The organism is Kitasatospora sp. NPDC002522, from assembly GCF_053595195.1.
The window spans coordinates 63996-80581 of the sequence record NZ_JBSFXE010000035.1 but is presented as its reverse complement, the minus strand read 5'-3'; the positions used below and the strand labels follow the sequence as shown (position 1 = coordinate 80581).

General features: G+C 73.2%; 15 protein-coding genes and 1 pseudogene. 6 read left to right on the top strand and 10 right to left on the bottom strand.

Annotated features, from left to right (window positions below; all coding sequences use genetic code 11):
- From ACWD4U_RS26390 to ACWD4U_RS26380, 3 genes are all read right to left on the bottom strand, one after another.
- On the bottom strand, positions 1-254 hold a 254-nt coding region (locus ACWD4U_RS26390), incomplete at its 3' end, for an electron transfer flavoprotein subunit beta/FixA family protein (RefSeq protein ID WP_449787322.1).
- A 122-nt stretch (positions 255-376) separates the two neighbouring features.
- Complete coding sequence (locus ACWD4U_RS26385) at positions 377-814, bottom strand: hypothetical protein (RefSeq protein ID WP_363459358.1); 438 nt, start codon at positions 812-814, stop codon at positions 377-379.
- A 97-nt stretch (positions 815-911) separates the two neighbouring features.
- A complete protein-coding gene (locus tag ACWD4U_RS26380) occupies positions 912-2507 on the bottom strand; it encodes an FAD-dependent oxidoreductase (RefSeq protein WP_363459360.1) in 1596 nt (531 codons plus the stop codon).
- Positions 2508-2603: 96 nt separating this feature from the next.
- On the opposite strand from ACWD4U_RS26380, the gene ACWD4U_RS26375 reads away from it, so the two are divergent.
- Positions 2604-3209 (top strand): helix-turn-helix domain-containing protein, encoded by a 606-nt coding sequence (locus tag ACWD4U_RS26375; RefSeq protein WP_363459361.1) that lies wholly within the window; start codon positions 2604-2606, stop codon positions 3207-3209.
- 92 nt (positions 3210-3301) lie between these two features.
- Here the strand turns inward: ACWD4U_RS26375 and ACWD4U_RS26370 are convergent, their stop codons facing one another.
- Positions 3302-3958, bottom strand: coding sequence for a Tat pathway signal sequence domain protein (locus ACWD4U_RS26370; protein WP_363459362.1), 657 nt, complete (start codon positions 3956-3958; stop codon positions 3302-3304).
- Between the two features lie 276 nt (positions 3959-4234).
- Positions 4235-5215 carry a hypothetical protein gene (locus tag ACWD4U_RS26365; protein WP_363459364.1) on the bottom strand — a complete coding sequence of 327 codons (981 nt, stop codon included), beginning with the start codon at positions 5213-5215 and terminating at the stop codon, positions 4235-4237.
- A 564-nt stretch (positions 5216-5779) separates the two neighbouring features.
- On the opposite strand from ACWD4U_RS26365, the gene ACWD4U_RS26360 reads away from it, so the two are divergent.
- Positions 5780-6427 carry a DUF6230 family protein gene (locus tag ACWD4U_RS26360; RefSeq protein WP_363459365.1) on the top strand — a complete coding sequence of 216 codons (648 nt, stop codon included), beginning with the start codon at positions 5780-5782 and terminating at the stop codon, positions 6425-6427.
- The gene (locus ACWD4U_RS26355; RefSeq protein WP_449787321.1) at positions 6417-6893 is read left to right on the top strand and encodes a DUF6114 domain-containing protein; all 477 of its coding nucleotides are present in this window, start codon (positions 6417-6419) and stop codon (positions 6891-6893) included. The genes ACWD4U_RS26360 and ACWD4U_RS26355 overlap by 11 nt, the downstream gene beginning before the upstream one ends.
- Positions 6894-7211: 318 nt before the next feature.
- Here the strand turns inward: ACWD4U_RS26355 and ACWD4U_RS26350 are convergent, their stop codons facing one another.
- A complete protein-coding gene (locus ACWD4U_RS26350) occupies positions 7212-7910 on the bottom strand; it encodes a GntR family transcriptional regulator (protein WP_363459367.1) in 699 nt (232 codons plus the stop codon).
- 224 nt (positions 7911-8134) lie between these two features.
- Here ACWD4U_RS26350 and ACWD4U_RS26345 point away from each other — a divergent pair, with 224 nt between their 5' ends.
- The 3 genes from ACWD4U_RS26345 (at position 8135) to ACWD4U_RS26335 (ending at position 10186) form a co-directional block, all read left to right on the top strand.
- Positions 8135-8752, top strand: a complete 618-nt coding sequence (locus ACWD4U_RS26345) for a 5-oxoprolinase subunit B family protein (RefSeq protein ID WP_449787323.1) — start codon at positions 8135-8137, stop codon at positions 8750-8752.
- A gap of 116 nt (positions 8753-8868) precedes the next feature.
- Positions 8869-9726, top strand: a complete 858-nt coding sequence (locus ACWD4U_RS26340) for a 5-oxoprolinase subunit C family protein (protein ID WP_363459368.1) — start codon at positions 8869-8871, stop codon at positions 9724-9726.
- A 76-nt stretch (positions 9727-9802) separates the two neighbouring features.
- Complete coding sequence (locus ACWD4U_RS26335; protein WP_363459370.1) at positions 9803-10186, top strand: VOC family protein; 384 nt, start codon at positions 9803-9805, stop codon at positions 10184-10186.
- A 36-nt stretch (positions 10187-10222) separates the two neighbouring features.
- Here the strand turns inward: ACWD4U_RS26335 and ACWD4U_RS26330 are convergent, their stop codons facing one another.
- From ACWD4U_RS26330 to ACWD4U_RS26315, 4 genes and pseudogenes are all read right to left on the bottom strand, one after another.
- A complete protein-coding gene (locus tag ACWD4U_RS26330; protein ID WP_363459372.1) occupies positions 10223-10528 on the bottom strand; it encodes a cupin domain-containing protein in 306 nt (101 codons plus the stop codon).
- A gap of 171 nt (positions 10529-10699) precedes the next feature.
- On the bottom strand, positions 10700-13600 hold the full coding sequence (locus ACWD4U_RS26325; RefSeq protein WP_363459374.1) for a glycosyl hydrolase family 95 catalytic domain-containing protein: 2901 nt from the start codon (positions 13598-13600) through the stop codon (positions 10700-10702).
- A gap of 524 nt (positions 13601-14124) precedes the next feature.
- A pseudogene (locus ACWD4U_RS26320) lies at positions 14125-15325 on the bottom strand (vWA domain-containing protein).
- Positions 15322-16536: an AAA family ATPase gene (locus tag ACWD4U_RS26315; protein ID WP_363459375.1), complete on the bottom strand. Its 1215-nt coding sequence runs from the start codon at positions 16534-16536 to the stop codon at positions 15322-15324. The pseudogene ACWD4U_RS26320 and the gene ACWD4U_RS26315 overlap by 4 nt, the downstream one beginning before the upstream one ends.
- Between the last annotated feature and the right edge of the window lie 50 nt (positions 16537-16586).

The window sequence follows — 16586 nt, the reverse complement described above, 5'->3', positions numbered from 1 at the left end:
ACCGCCTTGTCCGCACCCATCGACAGCGCCTTGCGCAGCGCGTCCTTCGCATCGTCCGGACCCACCGTCAGCACCGTCACCTCGGCGCCCTCGTTCGCCTCCGCGATCCGCAGGGCCTGCTCGACGCCGTACTCGTCCAGCTCCGACAGAAGGCCGTCCACACCCTCCCGATCGGTGGTGGCATCGTCCGCGAAGCGACGGTCACCGGTCGCATCGGGCACGTACTTCACACAGACAACGATCCTCAAGCTCACGGCACCTCGTCCTTTCACGCCGGAGGGAACTGAGTACCCCCACTAGACCACACTCCGTGCCACAGATCCACTCCCTCGGGAAGTGAGAGGGGACTCAGTGTCGCCGTGGAGGGAACTGAGTGTCAGGCGATCGGGGTGGGGCGGAGCTCGGCGGCCCAGCGCAGGGAGTACCAGGAGAGCACGGCGAGCAGCGCGGCGCTGGGGAGTTCGGCCAGGTAGGCGAGGGCCTCGGCGGTGCGGAAGGCCTCGCCGCGGTGGGCCGACCAGAGGTCGAAGAAGGCGTCCATGGCGAGCAGGACGGCGGTGGCGGAGGCGATCGGGCTGGTGGCGCGGTGGCGGCGGCGGATCAGCGCGGCGAGCAGCACGAGTGCGGAGGCCTCCAGGACGTCCAGCCAGATCCAGGAGTTGGAGAGGTTGCGGGCGCCGAAGTGGCCCTTGACGTTGAGGCCGAGGTCGACGATCCAGGGCAGGAGCAGGACTGCGGCGACGCGGAGGGCGATCGGCAGTCGGCGCAGGATGGCGTCCTCGTGGTTGGCGAGCGTCTTGCGGAGATCGGGCACGCGGTGATCCTAGGGCGCGCGGGCATTGGTCCAGCGGATGGACAAAATCGGCGGGGCCGCCGGAGGGTTCCGGCGGCCCCGCGGGAGTGACGGCGGGTCAGGCCCGGCGGTGCAGGCGGAGGGTGGAGTCGTGGTGCGGGCGGGCGTCCGGGTCGTCCACCGGGTGGCCGGGCAGGTCGTGGCGGGCGTGCTCCTCGGCGCGGACGACCGTCCAGCCGTCGGGCGCGAGGTGCAGCTCGGCGAGCATCTCCTCCGGGGTGGGGAAGTGCATGTCCGCGTGCTTGTGGCCGGCGGGGAAGGCGGCGTGGCTGACGATCAGCAGGGTGCCGTCGGGGGCGACCGCGTCCGCGGCGCGGCGCAGCACCCGCTCGCGCGGGAACTCGGCGGGGGAGTGCAGGAACTGCGCGGAGACCAGGTCGAAGCGCCCCGCGGGGAAGGCGTGCGAGAGGTCGACGCGCTGCCAGGTGATCCGGTCGGCGACGCCCTCGGCGGCGGCCCGGGCGGCGGCCCGGTCGAGCGCGACCTGGGAGATGTCGACCGCGGTGACCTGCCAGCCCTGCCGGGCCAGCCAGATCGCGTCGCCGCCCTCGCCGCAGCCCAGGTCCAGCGCGTGGCCCGGCTTGAGGTCGGTGGCCTCGTGGACCAGCGCGCCGTTCGGGCGGCCACTCCAGATCTGCTCGCTCTCGCCGTACCGGTTGTCCCAGAAGTCGACCGCCTCCACCGCGCGGCGGGTCTCCTCGGCGACCAGGTCGGCGTTGATCGCCGCCGCGGCGCGCAGCCCGTCTGCGGCGGCGACCGCGACCTGCGCGGCCGGGTCGGTGAGGTTGCCGGCCGCCCAGACGCCCTCCGCCGCGGTGCGGCCCATCGGGTCGACGGTGGCCAGGCGGGTGGCGAACTTCACGCCGTCGAAAGCGAGTTCACTCGTCTCCAGGCCGAGGTCGGCGAGGAACGGGGCCCGCACGGCCAGCTCGGTGCCGACCGCGAGCGTCTCGCACCCGACGGTCGAGCCGTCGGCCAACCGGACGCCGGTCAGGGCGTCGGAGTCGTCCTCCGGGAGCAGGGCGGCGACGGTGCCCGTGACCACGGTGACGTTGCGGGCGGCCAGTTCGCGGGACTGCGCCTCGGTGGGCGGCGCCGCGGTGTGCAGCAGCAGGGTGACGTCGTCGGTCCACTGCCGCCACAGCAGCGCCTGGTGGACGGCGACCGGGGTGTGGGTGGCGAGCACCGCGATCCGTCGGTCGCGGACCTCCCAGCCGTGGCAGTACGGGCAGTGCACGATCTGCCGGCCGAAGCGCTCGGCGACGCCGGGGACCTCGGGCAGCCCGTCGGTGATGCCGGTGGTCAGCAGCAGCCGCCGGGCCAGTACGGCGGTCCCGTCGGCGAGTTCGGCCCGGAACCCGCCGTCGGGGCGGCGGCTGATCGAGCGGACCTCGCCGTCGTGGAACTCGCCGCCGTAGGAGGCGACCTCGGCGCGACCGCGGGACAGCAGCTCGGCGGGCGGCATGCCCTCGCGGCCCAGCAGGCCGTGGATGCCCTCGGCCGGGGCGTTGCGCGGCTGCCCGGAGTCGACGACGAGGACGGTGCGGCGGGCGCGGGCCAGCGTGAGGGCGCCGCTCAGGCCGGCCGGGCCGCCGCCCACGACCAGCACGTCGTAGTGGCGGGTGGCGGGGGAGTGGCTGTGCGAGGAGGTCATGGTTCGATGGTGCGACGCCTTCGCCGGATTGACAAACAATGTTGCTGGGATGGCAAATGGAAGGGGGTGGCGGATGAGCGGAGAGGAGTGTCGCGGATGGGCGGCGAGGACGACTTCGAGGCGGTGCTGACGGCCGTCGGACCGCGGCTGCGGGCGATCCGCACGAGTCGCGGGACGACCCTGGCGCAGCTGAGCGAGGAGACCGGGATCTCGGTCAGCACGCTGTCCCGGCTGGAGGCCGGACAGCGCCGGCCGACCCTGGAACTGCTGCTGCCGCTGGCCCGGGCGCACGGCGTGGCGCTGGACGAACTGGTCGACGCCCCGCCGACGGGCGACCCGCGGGTGCGGCTGCGCCCGTTCGTCCGGCACGGGTGGACCTACCTGCCGCTGGCGCGAAGCATGGGCGGAATGCAGGCGTACAAGCTGATCGTCCCGCCGGGTGAGACGGAGAAGCGGGAGCAGCGCACCCACGAGGGCTACGAGTGGCTCTACGTGCTGGCCGGGCAGCTGCGGCTGCGGCTCGGGGAGTACGACGTGGTGCTGAAGGCCGGCGAGGCGGCGGAGTTCGACACCCGGACGCCGCACGTGTTCGAGAACGCCGGGTCGACGCCGGTGGAGTTCCTGAGCCTGTTCGGTCCGCAGGGCGAGCGGGTGCACGTCCGGGCGCGGACCACCTCGGCCGGTGAGCGGTCCGAGAAGTAGAACTGACGATCCATCGGGACTGTTGACGGGCGGCCGGGAGCGCCGCGCCGGCGGGTGGGCCGGCGCGGCGCCCGATCGGGGCGGGGTGGGCGTCAGTTGACGACGACCGCCGGGCTGCCGGCCTGTGAGGTGTCGGCGACCGGGCCGTACGCGGCCGAGAAGTTGACGCTGGCGAAGCAGATGCTCGGGCCGGCGACCTTGGTGAGGGTCTGGTTGGTCAGGGTGATGTTCTGCGCGGTGTTGGAGGCGTTGCCGTTCAGGTTTGCCGCCGCCTGGAAGGTGCAGGTGGCCGTTCCCGCAAGGGTGTTGAGGACGGCGGTGGCCTTGATCGGGCCCGCCGCGGTGGGGCTGAGGGTGACCGGCAGGCCGGCGGCGTCGGAGATGCTGAGCGTGTAGGGCAGGTTGTTCATCGTCAGGCTCTTCACGCTGATGACGCCGATCACGTTGGCGGTGCAGCTGCCGAAGGTGAGGCTGGAGACCGAACCGGACGCGGTGCCGGGGGCGGTGGGGTTGCTGGTGACGGTCCCGGAGATGCTGGAGGCGGCGCACTTGACGCCGGTGGTGGTGCCGGGGTTGTACATGGTCGCCTGGGTGCCGCTGACCAGGTTGGCGGCGAGCGAGTCGCCGACCGCGACGGCGGTGCTGGAGCTGGTGGTCAGCACCGGGGTGGCTGCGGACGCGGGCACGGCGGGCAGGGCGACGAACGCGGCGGCGGCCAGGGCGGCGCCGAGGTACAGGGGCTTGCGCACGAGTGGTTCCTTCCGGTGGGTGGGGCATCCGGTGGGTGGGGGCGGCCCGGGCACGGGTGTCCGGGCGGGTTCCGCGGGTGCGGAGGCCGGGCCCGCCCGCCCGGCGGGCGGTGACGGGCACGGGGTCGGTGGGGCACCCGGCCGCGCGTCGAGGCGAAGCGAAGCGACGCGGGGCGGGGTGCCGGTGGGGGCGGGGCGCCGGTGGGGGCGGGGCGCGGGGCGGCTCGGTGCGTGGCGCGGTGCGGGCCGGGCCGGGTGGGGCCGGGTGGGGCCGGGTCAGTGGGCGGCGCTGGCGTCCAGGGCGGCGGTGAGGTCGGCGAGGTCGGTGTCCAGCGCGAAGGAGGCGTTGGTCTGCTGGAAGCTCACCGCGTCCTTGCCGGGGCCGGCGGGCAGGCCCATGGTCCAGTCGATGATCTGGTTGAGTGAGCCGAGCAGACCGCAGCCGTTCGCGCCGGGAACCGCGAAGGCGTTGTCGACCAGGCTCGCGGCGGTCTCCGAAATGGTCAGCGCGCCATGGCCGTTGGGGTCGGCGGTGTAGTCGAGGGTGCCGGGGTCGCCGGTCATCGGCGGCACCGGAGCGGGCGGCGTGGTGGCTCCGGTGGTGGGGGAGAGGAGCAGCGGGGAGCTGTCCGAGCCGACGTAGCAGTGCGGGCCGAACAGCGCGTTGTAGAGGTGGAGTTTGATCGGCAGGCGGAACACCGGATACGGCTCGCCGGTGGCCAGCGGGGTGAAGTCCGTGACCTGGCCCGCCAGTTCGACCTGGGCGAAGACGCTGGTCAGGCCCGGCAGGAAGTTCACCAGCCCGGGGATGGTGATCTGCACCAGCGGTGCGCTGAGCAGCGGCGCGCCGGTCGGCGGGACGACGGTGTACCGGTTCGCGGTGCTGCCGTCCGGAAAGTCCACCTGCGGAGCGGACTTGTCCCAGTAGAAGCCGAACTGCAGCCTGATCGGCGCGTCGAAGGGCACCGCGGTGCCGCCGATGGTGAACCGGCCGGCGTTGGTGACCGACACCAGGCAGCCCACCTGGAGGTTCTCCGGGTTGCGCATGGCCGGCGCGTCGAGCGGGCAGTTGCCCATGCCGGTGTACGGTGCGCCCGGCGTCCGGGGTTGCGCGGCCGCGTGGGCGGGGGTGCCGGCGGCGAGCAGCGCGGCGGTGGTCAGGGCGGCCAGAGCGGGCAGAACTCGCTGGCGGGAGCCGGTGGTCGAGCGTCCCTGGCGGTCGTGCGCGGTGCGGCGGAACCGGGTGGCTGAGCGCATGGCGAAGGGGCTCCTCACAGCAAGGGGGACGGGAGCGTGCCGAGCGGTGCGTCAGGGGGTGAGCGGATCGCTCGACGCCACGAGCGAGCAGGCCGGGTCCGCACGACGACTGCCACCGCGCGTCGGGACCGGCTGGTCCACCGAACCGGGAGACCGGAGACGTCTCCGCCCTGAGAAACAGCCGCCCGCAAGGCGGCGGAAAGGCCCCGGGGAGCGCGCACCGAGACGGCGCCGCGACGACCGGGGACCTGTCAAGGTTCTAGGCCCGGCCCGGAGGCAGCGTCAAGCGGGCCGGCGGAAGTTGGCACGCGGATGAGTGGTAGTGGTGTCGGAGATATGGCCAACTGCCAATTTAGTCACAGAAGTTGACTGTATGTCAGATGTGTTGGAATGGTGCGCGAAGTATTGACCGCCCCTGTACCCCGGGGTAACTTCCAATCTGCTCGGCTGTTATGAGAAAGATCGTCAACTGCCCTGCCAGGCGCGCAGGTTGGCGACCACCGTTCACGCCAGAACCTCGGGCCGCCGAGCCGCAGATCCCCACCCACCCCCTGGAGCTGCACCATGGCCAACCCCGCAGAACAGCCCACACCCACCACACCGGCCGCACCCGCCCCCACCGGGCGCGGCCGGGTGCGGCTGCGCCGCGCCGCCCTGATGGCGATACCGGCCTGCGTCGCGGCCGGCGCACTGGTGACCCTCACCGCGCAGAACGTCCTGGCCACCCAGTTCTCCATCTCCGGCATGGCCTTCGAGGTCACCGCCGACCGGCTGGACGGCAAGGGCTTCGAACAGTTCGGCACCCTCGACAACATGATCGAGAACAGCCCCAACGCCGGCGACACCGGCGGGCAGCTGTTCCTGGTCCGGACCGTCGTCAAGACCGCCGACCTCACCAACCTCTGTCAGAGCGTCAACCTCGGCGGCATCAACCTGCTGATCACCGCGGGCGACAGGGGCACCCCCGTCCACGCCGAGAACCTCACCACCGACTCCGACCTGATGAGCGGCGACGCCGAGTTCCACGGCCTGGAGGTCGGCCGCGACGCCTCCACCTTCGACAAGGGTGAAGTCCCGGGCCCGCCCGGCATGTTCGGCCAGCAGGGCGACACCGTCGCGGTCGACCACTTCCGCCAGCAGAACTACGCCACCACCGCCGGCACCTTCCGCCTGCCCAACATGCACCTCAGCTTCAGCGCCGATGGCTGCTGACCCCGAGGAGCGCCCGGCCGCCACGCAGGAGACCCCACCGCCGGCCCCGCCCCGGGGTCTGCGGGGCTGGATGGGCAGACGGCCGTTCTGGGGCGGCCTGCTGGTCACCCTCGCCGGCGTGGAGATCCTGCTCACCGAATGGGCGCCGATGCACATGGTGCTGCGGATCGGCCTGCGCGGACTGGCCGGCTACGCCGTGCCGGCGCTCATCCTGCTCTGCGGCCTGCTGCTGATCTTCCACCCTGTACAGCGGGTCTTCTACTCGCTGCTCGCCGTGCTGGCCACCCTCGGCAGCTGGATCACCTCCAACCTGGGCGGGTTCTTCATCGGCCTGCTGCTCGGCCTGGTCGGCAGCAGCCTCGCCTTCGGCTGGCTCCCCGACCAGCCGCGGCGCCGCCGTCTGCTGCGGCGTGGCCGCGAACGGCGGACGACCGAGCCGGGACTGACCGGGGCGACTCCGGTCTAGGGCGAGTCCTTCGGACCACGTCGGATCGGTGGGCGTCGGTGGGGTGCGTGCCCCTGCGGTGGCCGCGCGGCGTGATCCGAAGGACGTGCCCGAGGCCGGGGGGCGGGTCGGGGGAGCGTGGGCCCCTCGCCCGCGTGCGGAGCCCGTGGCCCCCGCGTACCGAGCGGGCGGGGGTCGCGGGCACCGCGATGCCTGTCGGCGGTGGGCACTGCCGCTGCACGCCGGGGGTGTTGAGGCAACGGAGCGTGCAGGCCGGGGGTGTTGAGGCAACGGAGCGTGTGGATCTGGGCGTCGGCTGTGGGTGTGCTTGGCGGTGTGTCAGGGGAGGGAACGGTAGCGGGAGAGCAGTTCGGCCTCCGCGTCGTGCAGGTAGCGGGTGAGCGCCTCGGCGGCGTCCGGCTTGGCCTGCGGGCCGCGTTCGAGCAGTGCGAGGATCTCCCGGTTGCGGACCAGGAAGCGCCGGTGGAAGTCGTCCAGGTCGGGCATCACGTGGAAGACCAGCCGCAGTTCGGTCAGCACCCGCAGCACCAGCTCGTCCGCCCGGGCGCTGCCCGCGAGGGCCGTGACCGCCAGGTGGAAGTGGACGTTGGCGGTGCCCAGTGCCCGCCCGTCGGCTCCGCGTGCGGCCTCCCCTTCGGCCACCGCCGCGACGACCCGGTTCAGCCGGGACGGCGTCCCGTCGAACTCGCGGATCGCGGACGGCTCGATCAGGCGCCGCACCCGGTACAGGTCGGCCAGCTCCTCGGCGGACGGCCGGCGGACGTACACGCCGCGGTTGTGCTCGTGGATGAGCAGCCGTTCGTGGGTGAGGATGCGCAGCGCCTCGCGCAGCGTGTTCCGGGAGACCTGGAGCCGGGTGCAGAGCTCCTCCTCGGACAGCCTCGACCCCGGCGGGTAGGCCCCTTCGGCCAGCAGCGTGCGCAGCTCGCGCACGCTCCACTCGGTCAGGCTGGTCGGTCGCGCGGTGGCGCGAGCCGCGCCGAACTCCGGTGCGGCGGACGGTATGTGAGCGGTCATCGTGGTGCTCCCCCGGGCAGTGGCGATGGCGGTCACGAGGCCGTCGAAGGGTGGGCGGGCAGCCTCGTCCCGTCATGATGCCGCAGCGCGGCGGAGGAGTGAATGACGAAGGGAATGTCCGCGCGGAGGGATGTCGGAATGTAGGACGATTGGTAGCGTGGAGGGCGGCGGGAGCAACCGGCTGACGGTGCGTCAGGGAGTGCGGCGCGGATTGGGGCGGCGTGGTGCGAGTGCTGCGGTGCGGGAGCGATGCCGTGCTGGTGGAGGTGGCCGATCTCCCGGAGGTGGAGCGGTTGCACGCCGCGCTGCGGGTCGCCCCGCCGCCCGGGCTGGTGGAGTTGGTCCCGGCGGCGCGGACGGTGCTGGTGCGCTTCGACCCGGCGGCGGGCGGCTGGGAGCGGGTCCGGCGGGCCATCGAGACGCTGCCGGTGGCGGACGCCGCCGAGGCCGGGACGGTCGGGGAGACGGTGGTGGTCCCCGTGCGCTACGACGGGCCGGACCTCGCGGAGGTCGCCGAGCTGACCGGGCTGACGGTGGGTGAGGTGGTCGCCCGGCACACCGCCGCCCGGTACCGGGTGGCCTTCTGTGGCTTCGCGCCCGGTTTCGCGTATCTGACCGGCATCGACCCCGTGCTGAGGGTGCCGCGACGCGCCGAGCCGCGCACCCGGGTGCCCGCCGGGTCGGTGGCCGTCGCGGACGAGTTCACCGGCGTCTACCCGCGTGAATCACCGGGCGGATGGCGGCTGTTGGGCTCCACCGAGCTGGTCCTGTGGGACGTGCACGCGGATCCGCCGAGCCGGTTGCGGCCGGGCGTCGGCGTCCGGTTCGTCGAGCTGCGATGAGGTGGGGTGCGATGAGGTGGGGTGCGGAGAGATGGGGCGCGGCGAGGTGTGGTGCGGTGGGCTGGGGTGTCGCGGGACGGGCTGTGGTGAGGGGCGTGCGGGGGTGAGCGGTGTCGATGGCCGGTGAGGTGCTGGTGGTGCGGGCCGGGTACGGGGCGACCGTGCAGGACCTGGGGCGGGACGGGTTGGCCGCGCTGGGTGTCGGACGTTCCGGCGCCGCCGACCGGGACGCGCTGCGGCTGGCCAACCGGTTGGTCGGGAACGCGGAGGGCGCGGCCGGGATCGAGGCGCCGATGGGCGGCGTGGAGCTGGAGTTCGGACGGGCGGCGACCGTCGCGCTGACCGGCGCCGCATGTCCCGCGTGGGTGGGCGAGCGGGCGGTGGCGATGTCCGGTCCCGTGGCGGTCGGTGCCGGGCAGCGGCTGCGGCTGGGTGTGCCGAGTGCCGGACTGCGGGTGTACGTGGCGGTGCGCGGCGGCATCGACGTGCCGCCGGTGCTCGGGTCGCGGGCCACCGACACCATCGCCGGGCTCGGACCGGCGCGCCTGACGGTCGGTCAGCGCCTGCCGCTCGGCGCGGCGGTGACCGGCTGGCCGCTGGTCGACGAGGCGCCGCAGCGGTCCCGTCCGGCGGAGCCCGTGCTGCGGATCGTCCCCGGGCCGCGGGACGACTGGTTCACCGCGGACGCCTTCGCGGCGCTCGTGTCGCAGCCTTACGTTGTAAGTGCGGAGAGCGACCGGGTCGGCATGCGGCTGGCCGGACCGGTGCTGGCACGCGCCCGGGCCGGGGAGTTGCCCTCGGAGGGAATGGTCGGCGGAGCGCTCCAGGTGCCGCCGTCCGGGCAGCCGATCCTGTTCCTGGCCGACCATCCGGTGACCGGCGGGTACCCCGTGATCGCGGTGGTGTGGCGGGAGGACCTGGGGACGGCGGCGCAGCTGCGGCCCGGGGAGACGGTGCGGTTCCGGGTGGGGTGAGCACGCGGCGGCGGGGGATTCCGTGAGCTGCGCGGCTCGGTGGCGTTCGCGGTGGGGATCGGGAAGACTCGCGCGCATGGTCTTGGTACTGCAGAACGTGGCGATCGACTGTGCGGACGCCTACGAACTGGCCCGGTTCTGGGCCGAGGTGACCGGCCGTCCGGTGGATCCGGACGCCAGGCCGGGTGACCCGGAGACGCAGGTGCTGCTGGCGGAGGGCCCGGTGCTGTACTTCAACCAGGTGCCCGAGCCCAAGACGGTGAAGAACCGGGTCCACGTCTGCCTGCGCCCGGAGACCTCGCGCGACCGGGAAGTGGACCGACTACTGAACATCGGCGCCTCCCTGGTCGCCGACCGCCGGAACCCCGACGGCTCGGGCTGGGTGGTCCTCGCCGATCCCGAGGGCAACGAGTTCTGTGTGCTGCGCAGCGACTCCGACCGCGCGGCGGCGGGTTCCTGACGGCGGGTCGGCCGGGCGGGGCGCATGGTGCCGCCGTCATTCCTCCGGGAGTTCCACGATCACCAGGGTGCCCCGGCTGCCCGGGCCGACCGCGTGCGTGGTGCCCGCCGGGACGATGAACAGTTCTCCTGCCTGCACCGGCACCGGAGCGCCGTCCACCACCAGCTCGAGTCGGCCGTCGAGCACCAGGAGTGCCTCGGCGGCGGCGTGGCTCTCCTCCGCCAGCGGCATCTCGTCCATGCGCAGGACCTTCACGCAGGCCGCGCCCACTCGGCCGAGTGGCAGTGAACTCCACGCTTCCGGAAGTCCGGTCGCCGTCTCCGGCAGGTTGACCACGGTCATGGCGCACGCCTCCTCCCGGACCCGGTCGGTCCAGCCGAACGGGCCCGCGTCGCAGGATCAAGGGATGCCTTGGAAACTACCTGAACGGGAAGGGCGATTGGTCGACCGTTCGGCAAAGACTGCGGACGCGGCCCGCCCTGGGGGGGGGCAGGGCGGGCCGGGGCGGTCGGGTCAGACGGTTTCGAGCTGCCATTCCTGGCTGGTCGCGCCGCCGGCGGGCTGTTGTACGGCCTGGGCGCCGTCGGAGGTGGAGGAGTCGGCCACGTCGAGGTAGAGGCCGCTGGAGATGTTGGCCAGCTTGTAGGAGCCCGCGGTCGAGGCGGGGACCAGGTTCCACCACTGGTTGGGGCTGTGGGTGTCGGTCCACTGGTCCAGCGGCTGGGCCGGGGTGGTGGAGGCGCCGGGGTCGTCGAGGACCTTTCCGCTGTTGACGTTCGAGAGGCGGAACGAGCCGTCGTAGCCGGGCAGGAGCCGCCACAGCTGGTTGGTGCCGCCGGTACGGGGCCACTGGATGACCGGGGCGCCGTCCCACGTCGCGGTGCCCGAGACGTCCAGGACCTTGCCGCTGTTGCGGTTGACCAGGCGGTAGGTGCCGGCGAGCGTGCCGACGGTGATCGTAATGCGGGTGCCGGCGGTCAGGGTCACCTTCCGGGCATGGGCACCGAGCGGGGAGGGGGCGACGGTCGCGGTGGTGGAGATCGAGGTGATCCCGCGGCGGCAGATGAAGGTGACGACCTGGGTGACGTCGGAGGTGAGGACGACGGTGGCGGTGCGGGCCGCGGTGTCCCAGGTGAGGCTTTCGATCCGGGTGCGGCCGCGGCCCAGCACGCCCTTGATGGTTCCCTTGACGAGCTGGTCGGGCAGGGCCGGCAGGAGCTCCACGACACCCGGGCGGGTGTAGAGGAGGGACTCGGCGAGAACGGCGGGGAGGGTGTTCGCGGCGTCGCAGTTGTAGGTGGTCAGTTCGGGGTTGTGGGAGGTCATCAGCGAGCGCCACACCATGTTGCTGCCGAGGATCTTCCTGATGTTGTCGTAGACGCCGGCGCCGTCCTTGAGCCGGGCCCTGGCCAGCGCCCGGTGCAGGCTGCCGTGTGCCGAGTAGTTCTCGTCGCCGCGCAGGTCCAGGGCGCGGCCGGCGGTGCGGACCAGGTCGGGCCGGTCCTCCGGGTTGATCTCGTGCAACGGCCAGGCGCCGTACAGGTGGTGGACGTGGCGGTGGTTGTAGCGGTCGGTGAGGCCGGGCCAGGACCACTCGGCGAGCGCGCCGTCGCCGTTGACGGTGTAGTCGGGCAGCTGGGCCAGCAGTGCGCTCCAGCGGGCGACGCCCTGCCCGCTGCCCTGTTCGGTGTTCAGCGTGTTGGCGGCGTCGATGGCGGCCTGGAGGGCGTGCCGACCGGCCATGATGTCGCCGGTGGCGTTGACGGACAGCATCTGCCCGGTGGAGGAGGGGGAGTTCTCCATCGAGAAGGACGGGACGAAGATCCGCTTCCCGTTGCCGTCGGTGCGGGTCAGGAAGTCCTCGTAGAACAGGGCGAGTTCCATCAGGGCCGGGCCGAGCTTGTCGCGCAGGAAGGCGGCGTCGCCGGTGACCTGGTAGTACTCCAGGAGCGGGAACAGCAGCCAGTCCGCGCCACCGGTCCAGCACTCGCCGGGGAAGTCGCCGTTGTTGAAGTGCAGCATGTGGCCGCGCTCGCCGTCGGTGCGGGTGGGGGCGAGGAAACCGCGGGCCCCGTAGATCTTGGCGGCGTTGTCGCGCCAGTCGGCGAGCTGCCCGAGGACCAGGTCGAAGTAGCCCTGCATGGCGGTGCCGTGGCTGAGGATGTTGCCGCCGGCGACCTGGAGGTTGACGTTGGCGTCGGTGGTGATGTCGTCCGCCCAGGCGCCCGTCCAGGAACCGGACCAGATGCCGGTCAGGCGCGGGGGGAGCACGCCGCTGGAACTGACGAACAGGTAGCGCCCCGAGTCGTACATCCGCTCCAGCAGGGCGAGGTCGACGACCGACCGGTTGGCGTTCTGACGTGTGGTCAGTTCGCCGGTGGAGAGCCGGCGGTCCGCCGCGGACACGTTGAGGTCGAGGCTGGAGCCGTCGAACATCGCCTGGTGCAGCGGGGTGTGACGGCCCAGGAGGGTGGTGTAGTCGGCGCTCAGCGCGGCGAGCGCCGTCTGCAGCGGCTTGGCGTTCCAGCCGCCGGCCAGGTCGTAGCGGCCCAGCTTGGTGAGCAGCAGCACCTTGGTGGCCTTGGCGACGACCAGCGTGGATCCGGTCGCGGTGACCGTGGCCCTGGTCCCGGTGGCCACCACCCGGGTGACGCCTTCGTAGCCGTAGGCCCCCAGACCGGCGGGGTAGGTGCCGCGCAGGTCGAGGTAGCCCTCCCGGCCGCTCGCGGTGGCGGTCGTGGTGTAGGCGACGCCGGCGGGCACCCCGTCGAGGGCGGTGTTGACGCTGAGCGTGGTGTCGACGGTGCGGCCGGTTGCCGGGAGCAGCTCGTGGACGATGACCTGGTCGGCCCGGGAGGTGAAGGCGTGGCGCTTCCACGTCCCGGCGCTGTCGGTCCAGGTGTGGGTGACCTCGCCGGTGCGGAAGTCGGTGATCCGGGCGTAGTTGTCGGTGGTGGTCATGCCCGGGGTGGCGAGCTGCAGTTCGTAGCCGGGGTGGAAGGTCTGGGTCCACCGCAGGGTCCAGTCCGAGGCGAAGGTGGTCGCCGCACCGCCGTAGTCGCCGGCCAGGGCCATGCTCTGGGCCTGCGCGAGCTGGGGGGAGATTCGCGGCGGATCGACGTCCCGGGTGCCGTTGGGCAGCACGAACCGGTGGTGGTTGACGATCATCTTCTCCAGCGTCGGCGCTCCGTGCAGCACTGCGCCGTACTCCCCGTTGCCGGTGAGGAAGCCGTCGGTCCACGCCCCTGCGGGGGTGGTGTCGTAGATGCCGCGCTGCGGCAGGGTGACCTGTGGTGGCACGGCGGCCGAGGCCCTGGACGGGGCGAGGCCGCCGGGCAGCATCACCGCGCCGGCGGTCAGCGCGGCCGCGCCGAGCAGGTTTCTGCGGCCCAGGGGCAAGGGGGGCAGGGTCATGGCGATGGCTCCGTTCGCCGGGCATGGGGTGGGTGGGGGCGATCTGGTCCGGGGCCGTGCCGGGGTGGCGGCGCAAGGGCGGCGGCGCAAGGGCGGCGGCGATCGGGACCGGTGGCATGGCGGACCGACTGGGTGGGAGTGCGCCGGCGGCGGGGTGGCGGCGGCGTCCGGTCTGCCGTGTGCGGTTGACGTTGATTCATGTTTGATCAAACGTGCGGTTGAGGGAGAGTCTCCGAGGTCGAGCGCGAGCCTGTCAAGGCTTGCGACAGGGGTGCCATGCAGGAAGCCTCGCTGCGTGGTTGTCGATCGCGGACCGCTCCATCGCCCACGAGACTCCAGGTGGACTCGGCCATCCACGCTGGTGAAGCTGGCGAATCCGCACCCGCCGCGCGCATGGCTGGGCGACGTCCACTGTGTGCGCGCGTCGCCGGCCGGGCTGTCTCGGTGCTGGCGTGCGGTGAGAGCTGGGGATGTTTCCTTGCGTTCGCACATGTTAACTAGTGTTGAATCAACATTGCTGGCTGCTAGCCGAGGGTGACGGTGTGGGCCCAGGGCGGGGGGAGGGCGTCGTCTTCGGCGGGGTGGGGGCGGGGGCGGGGGAAGAGGCCGATGACGGTGCGGCATGGAGGCCGGTGGGTGGGCCAGGGGGTCTGGCCGTCGGTGAGGGCGACGATGACGTCGGGGCGGGTGCGGAGGGCGGCGGTGAATCCGGTGCGCAGGTCGGTGCCGCCGCCGCCGAGGAGGGGCAACTGTTCGGTGTGGCAGAGGCGTTGGACGGATTGGGGCGGCGGCGTCGCAGGAGACGACGGTGACCAGGTCGCGGCGTCCGCCGACCGCGCGGCCGATCGCCGCGATCTCCAACAGCGCGGCGCCCAGCTCCGCGTCGCTGACCGAGCCGGACGTGTCGACCACCACCGCGACCCGGGGCGGACGGCGGCGCAACGCGGGCAGCACCACGCCGGGCAGGCCCGCCGCGCGGCGGGCCGGGCGTCCGTACGTGTAGTCGCCGCCGGCCCCCGCCGACGCGGCCGCCGAGCGTACGGCCGCGCCGAGCAACTCCCGCCAGGGCTGCGGCGGGTGGAAGACCTGCTCGGCCCAGCGGCGCCAGCCCTCCGGGGCGTCGCCCGGCCGGCCGCCGATGCCCTCGGCGACCCGGAAGCGGACCAGGTCGCGCTCGTGTGCGCGCAGACCGTGCGCGCCGTCCGGGCCCAGCTCCCAGGAGCGCTCCAGGCCGTCCGCGCCGCTGCCGCACTCCAGCCACACCAGGTCGTCCAGGTCGGGGCCGAGGGAGAACCAGCGCAGGTAGTCCTCCATCAGGTGGTCCGCCGGCAGCTTGAGCCGCTCCGGGGTGACCGCGCCGGACGGGTGGACCAGACCGTCGCCGAACGCGTCGTCGTTGATCTCGCAGTCCGCCGCGATGTTCACCCGCAGCCGCTCCCGACGGCCGGTCAGACCACGGGTGCGCATCACCCGGTCGCCGCGGGCCGCGTGGTCGCGCAGCAGGTGCGAGACCTCGTGCACCCAGACCGAGGCCAGCTCCTCCTCCGGCAGATCCGCGACGAACGCCGGCGACACGTAGCAGCGCCAGTGCCGGTCCACCGCCATGGTCGGCACCCGGTCGGACTCCACCACGTGCAGTGCGAACAGCGCCGTCGCCAGGTACGGGCGGGCCCGGGCGGCGTGCAGCCGGGCCGCGTACAACTTGTCCACGTCCAGCGCCGTCATCGCGCACCCGCCGCGGCCGTGGTGCGGGCGACCGAGCGGTCCGCGCGACCCGACAGGGCCACCGCACCGGCCAACTCCTCGATCGACGACGGGACTTCCCAGTCGGCCTGCCGCAGCGAGGCCAGCGTCGTGGCCGGCACCACCAGCAGGTCCGGCGCGCCGTCCGCCAACGCCCGGACCAGCAGCGCCCAGGCGGCGTCCCAGCGCTCCCGGTCGGGCCGGCGGCGCACCGCCGCGACCACCGCGTCCAGGGCGGCCTGCCGCAGGTCGCCGCGCTGCGGCAGCTCGGCGGCGGACGGGTCGGCGAGCAGCAGCTCCGGATCGGGCAGGTCCAACCGGTCGATGGTGGCCAGCAGTTCGAGCCCCGGGCCGTCCCCGACGGTGCCCCGCACCAGCAGCGACAGCACCTCGCGGTCGGCCCCGGCCGCCGAGCCGAAGGCCAGCAGCCGCACCGTCATCTCCCAACTGCGGGGCGACGGCCAGGCCCTGCCGCGCCGCGCCTCGTTCGACGGCAGCCGGTGCACCAGCTCCGGCCGGACCGTCAGCAGACCGGTCACCGCCCGGCGCGCGAACTCCACCGCCGCAGGCAGCCGTTCGGGCTCCAACGCCGGGAGCTCGGCCCGCGGCCACACGCCGCCCAGGCCGCGCACCACCACGTCCGCGTCGTGCACCCAGTCGAGGTGGACGAAGCGGTTGGCCAGCGGCGCGCTCAGCTCCCAGCCGTCCGCCGCCGAGGCCCGCGGGTTGGCCGCCGCCACGATCCGTACGCCGGGCGGGAGTTGCAGGGCGCCGACGCGACGCTCCAGGACCAACCGGAGCAGCGCCGCCTGAACGGCCGGCGGCGCGGTGGAGAGCTCGTCGAGGAACAGCAGACCGCGCCCCTGCCGGGCCAGCCGCACGGCCCAGTCCGGCGGCGCCATCGGCACGCCCTGCACGGCCGGGTCGTCGCCGAGCAGCGGCAGGCCGGAGAAGTCGCTGGGCTCGTGGACGCTGGCGATCACCGTGGTGAGCGGCAGGTCGAGTTCGGCGGCCAGCTGGGTGAGCGCGGAGGTCTTGCCCACGCCTGGCTCCCCCCAGAGCAGGACCGGGAGGTCGGCGGCGACGGCGAGGGTGAGCGCTTCGAGCTGCCGGTCCTGGCGCGGTTCGGTGGTGGTGGCCTGGAGGAGGGCCAACAGGTCGTCAGCGAGGGCGAGTTGGTTGTTCACGGGCATGTTCGCAGGCACCTTCGCAGGCATGGTCACAGGCATGTTCGCAGGCATGG

Excerpts from the sequence above, each read along its gene's own strand:
- ACWD4U_RS26380 (WP_363459360.1), bottom strand. The coding sequence starts at position 2,507 with ATGACCTCCTCGCACAGCCACTCCCCCGCCACCCGCCACTACGACGTG.
- ACWD4U_RS26375 (WP_363459361.1), top strand. The coding sequence starts at position 2,604 with ATGGGCGGCGAGGACGACTTCGAGGCGGTGCTGACGGCCGTCGGACCG.
- ACWD4U_RS26365 (WP_363459364.1), bottom strand. The coding sequence starts at position 5,215 with ATGCGCTCAGCCACCCGGTTCCGCCGCACCGCGCACGACCGCCAGGGA.
- ACWD4U_RS26360 (WP_363459365.1), top strand. The coding sequence starts at position 5,780 with ATGGCCAACCCCGCAGAACAGCCCACACCCACCACACCGGCCGCACCC.
- ACWD4U_RS26355 (WP_449787321.1), top strand. The coding sequence starts at position 6,417 with ATGGCTGCTGACCCCGAGGAGCGCCCGGCCGCCACGCAGGAGACCCCA.
- ACWD4U_RS26350 (WP_363459367.1), bottom strand. The coding sequence starts at position 7,910 with ATGACCGCTCACATACCGTCCGCCGCACCGGAGTTCGGCGCGGCTCGC.
- ACWD4U_RS26340 (WP_363459368.1), top strand. The coding sequence starts at position 8,869 with ATGGCCGGTGAGGTGCTGGTGGTGCGGGCCGGGTACGGGGCGACCGTG.
- ACWD4U_RS26335 (WP_363459370.1), top strand. The coding sequence starts at position 9,803 with ATGGTCTTGGTACTGCAGAACGTGGCGATCGACTGTGCGGACGCCTAC.
- ACWD4U_RS26330 (WP_363459372.1), bottom strand. The coding sequence starts at position 10,528 with ATGACCGTGGTCAACCTGCCGGAGACGGCGACCGGACTTCCGGAAGCG.
- ACWD4U_RS26325 (WP_363459374.1), bottom strand. The coding sequence starts at position 13,600 with ATGACCCTGCCCCCCTTGCCCCTGGGCCGCAGAAACCTGCTCGGCGCG.
- ACWD4U_RS26315 (WP_363459375.1), bottom strand. The coding sequence starts at position 16,536 with ATGCCCGTGAACAACCAACTCGCCCTCGCTGACGACCTGTTGGCCCTC.